General features: G+C 58.1%; 1 protein-coding gene and 1 pseudogene. Both read right to left on the bottom strand.

Annotated elements, in window-relative coordinates:
* Window positions 1-834: 834 nt before the first annotated feature.
* Window positions 835-1,134, bottom strand: coding sequence for a rhodanese-like domain-containing protein (locus tag JUB11_RS32310; RefSeq protein ID WP_207462914.1), 300 nt, complete (start codon window positions 1,132-1,134; stop codon window positions 835-837).
* 16 nt (window positions 1,135-1,150) lie between these two features.
* Window positions 1,151-1,893: pseudogene (locus tag JUB11_RS32305) on the bottom strand (IS5 family transposase).
* Window positions 1,894-2,651 lie beyond the last annotated feature (758 nt).

Raw genomic sequence — 2,651 nt, 5'->3', positions numbered from 1 at the left:
AAAGGGCGCACTTTGATCGCCGCCTGATCGCGGCGCGACTGCTGAACATCCATCTGGCGTGAACCTCTTATACAGGCGGAGACTGCTGGCCTCGCAGAGCAGGACACTGTTGAGCCCCCAGGCGAATAAGGTGGTGATGTGGCCCCACGGGGCCGCATCACCTATCCTGCCCTGCGATTCTGCTTTAAACTTTTTTACACCGGCAACACACCTTTTTAAACTTTTTCTCATGTAATTAATTAATATAGAATTTCAATTCAGTCGAAATAATGTGTATTATTTCAATAAATAGCCACACAATCCGCGCTCATACGATATATCCGAGACATGATCTCAGTAAAATTCTGAACGGCCCTATCGCCGTAACTAACAAACATCTTGTCAGATGATAAGCGCTCCAGATTGGTGCCGACACGCTTCGCCGTTCGCTTCACGATCAACGCCACCACGCGGTTAGAGAACGGCCCCTCGGTAAGACCTGCAGCGGCGATCCAGGCGGCTAGCGCAGCCACAGGATCAGTTCCCGGGTGGCGGACCCGGAGGATGGTCACCGTGCGTCCCGTGTTTCGGGATCCGTCTTCGAGCGACGTACGGTGACGCGCACCCCTTTATCGGGGAAAGGAGCGGATGGAGAGCCATCAAGATTGATGCCTGGGTCGAGCCGGGTCTCACCGATAACACCCGCTTATCGGTAAGACCTTCCCGCACGTCTGGTGACCGACGTGGAAGCAGGTTCAGCTGCGCCCTCCATCTCCAATCCACCAGTTGAAGGGCAAGCGATAGCATCAGCGCGTCGTGTCACCGACGCGCTCGATCACACATAGGCTCACATCATCAGGCCTGTTCGACGGAGCCGCCGTTTTCAGCCCACTCCTTGAAGGCGCCGAGATTGCGCACGTCGCTATCGCCGAGATCCTGCAGGGTCTTGCCGGCCAGAGCCGACCGACCACCCGAGGCGCAGTAGAGGATCAAGGTTCGGTTACGGTCGAATGCCGGGTCATGGTAAGGCGATTCTGGATCGGCCCGGAATTCCAACATCCCACGTGACACGTTCACGGCGCCGGCGATTTTGCCATTTGCCGCTAGTTCCGATGGGTCACGTACGTCGAGCACCAAGGCCTTGCCCTGGGCCATTAGGGTCTGTTGACATTCATCGTGTGTTCAGAACGGCAGCGGCGAGGTGAATGGCGGCGGCAAAACTGGCGTCGGTTTTGTCGTAACGGGTGGCGATCCGCCGGAACTCTTTGATCTTGCAGAAGAAGTTCTCGATCAGGTGGCGCCACTTATACATCTCGCTGTCATGAGGGATGCAGGTGGAGCGGTCAGCTTTTGAGGGAATGACGGCGAGGGCGCCGCGTTCAGCGACCAGGGTGCGAATGGCGTTGCTGTCGAAGGCTTTGTCGGCCAGCAAGGCTTTGAACTCAAGGTTTTCCAGGACGGGTGCAACGCCGACGCTGTCGTGCCGCTGCCCCGGCAGCAGGACGAAGCGTCCGAGGTTGCCCAGGGCATCGACCACGGCAACGATCTTGGTGGTCAGCCCACCCCGGGAGCGACCGATGGCCTGAGCCTGAGTCCCCCCCGGGCTCCGGTGCCGTGCTGGTGCACCCGGACGATGGTTCCATCGATGATCGCGTACTCGAAGTCCGCATCCGCCGCCAAGGCTGTGAACAGCCGCTCGAACACACCGGCCTTGGCCCACCGGCGAAAGCGTTGGAAAACCGAGTTCCATGAGCCAAACGCCGTTGGCAGGTCACGCCACGGCGCCCCGACCCGGACAATCCAGGGCACCGCTTCGACAAAGCGCCGGTTGTCCACCGCCGAGCGGCCGGGATCTCCGACTTTTCCGGGAAGAAGAGGAGCGATCCGCTCCCATTGATCATCGCGCAATACCATCCGGTCCAAAGCCACCTCCCTGTCGGCAGCTTTGAATCAAATTCCTGCGGCTTTGGGAATCCCCTGCACACCTCAAACGTCAACAGACCCTAGAGCAGCCGCTTCCTCATGGCTGATCCGTGGCACTGAGGCATTGGCAGCCGCAAGCATCTCCTTAACGGAGGTCGGCATCTCACCCCTCCCATGTTCCAAGGCCGCACGCTCGGACAGCTCGACTCTAGATGAGCCAATCCAAGAGGGCGGAGAGAACCACGATGATGGTGACAGCGAAGATGATGAAACCAAGGGGGCCTATTCCATGCCCGTCATCGCCAGCGATCCTGTTCATGATCCATCTCCTTTCCGAGCTGGATGCGAAGAGAAAAAGGCTGCCGGGCGGCACCCAACAGCCTTCGAAGTCTGCTGTGTTGTACCGCATCATGGTACATATCACAGATAATCTGTATTACTGATTGTTCAATGGGGGGAGGGGGAAGGCACCCCCTCTGTGACAATCTCGCCGGACTTCGTATCGAGGTGGGGCCAGGGCTGCTGAACGGCGCGTGACTCCTCATTCTTATCTGACATAGCATCACCCGCAATGGTGGCGCACGCATGAGACGATGCGCACAATCTTATGCAGGGACGTGCTTCATGGCCGCGCGGTGCTTTGCATGGATCGTCCTGCTTAGGGCACATCAGGGAACTAATTTTACAAAGTGCTGGTTATGGGAGTTCCATCGTTTTCGCGACGGTGATGGGGTCCCCATGCGTTCCAG

The organism is Azospirillum sp. SYSU D00513 (genome assembly GCF_017356015.1).
In the GTDB taxonomy this organism is placed as follows: domain Bacteria; phylum Pseudomonadota; class Alphaproteobacteria; order Azospirillales; family Azospirillaceae; genus Azospirillum.
This window is presented reverse-complemented; position numbering and strand designations above follow the sequence as displayed.

What these genes read in the sequence shown, in the direction of transcription:
- JUB11_RS32310 (WP_207462914.1), bottom strand. Translation starts at nt 1,134, where the DNA reads ATGGCCCAGGGCAAGGCCTTGGTGCTCGACGTACGTGACCCATCGGAA.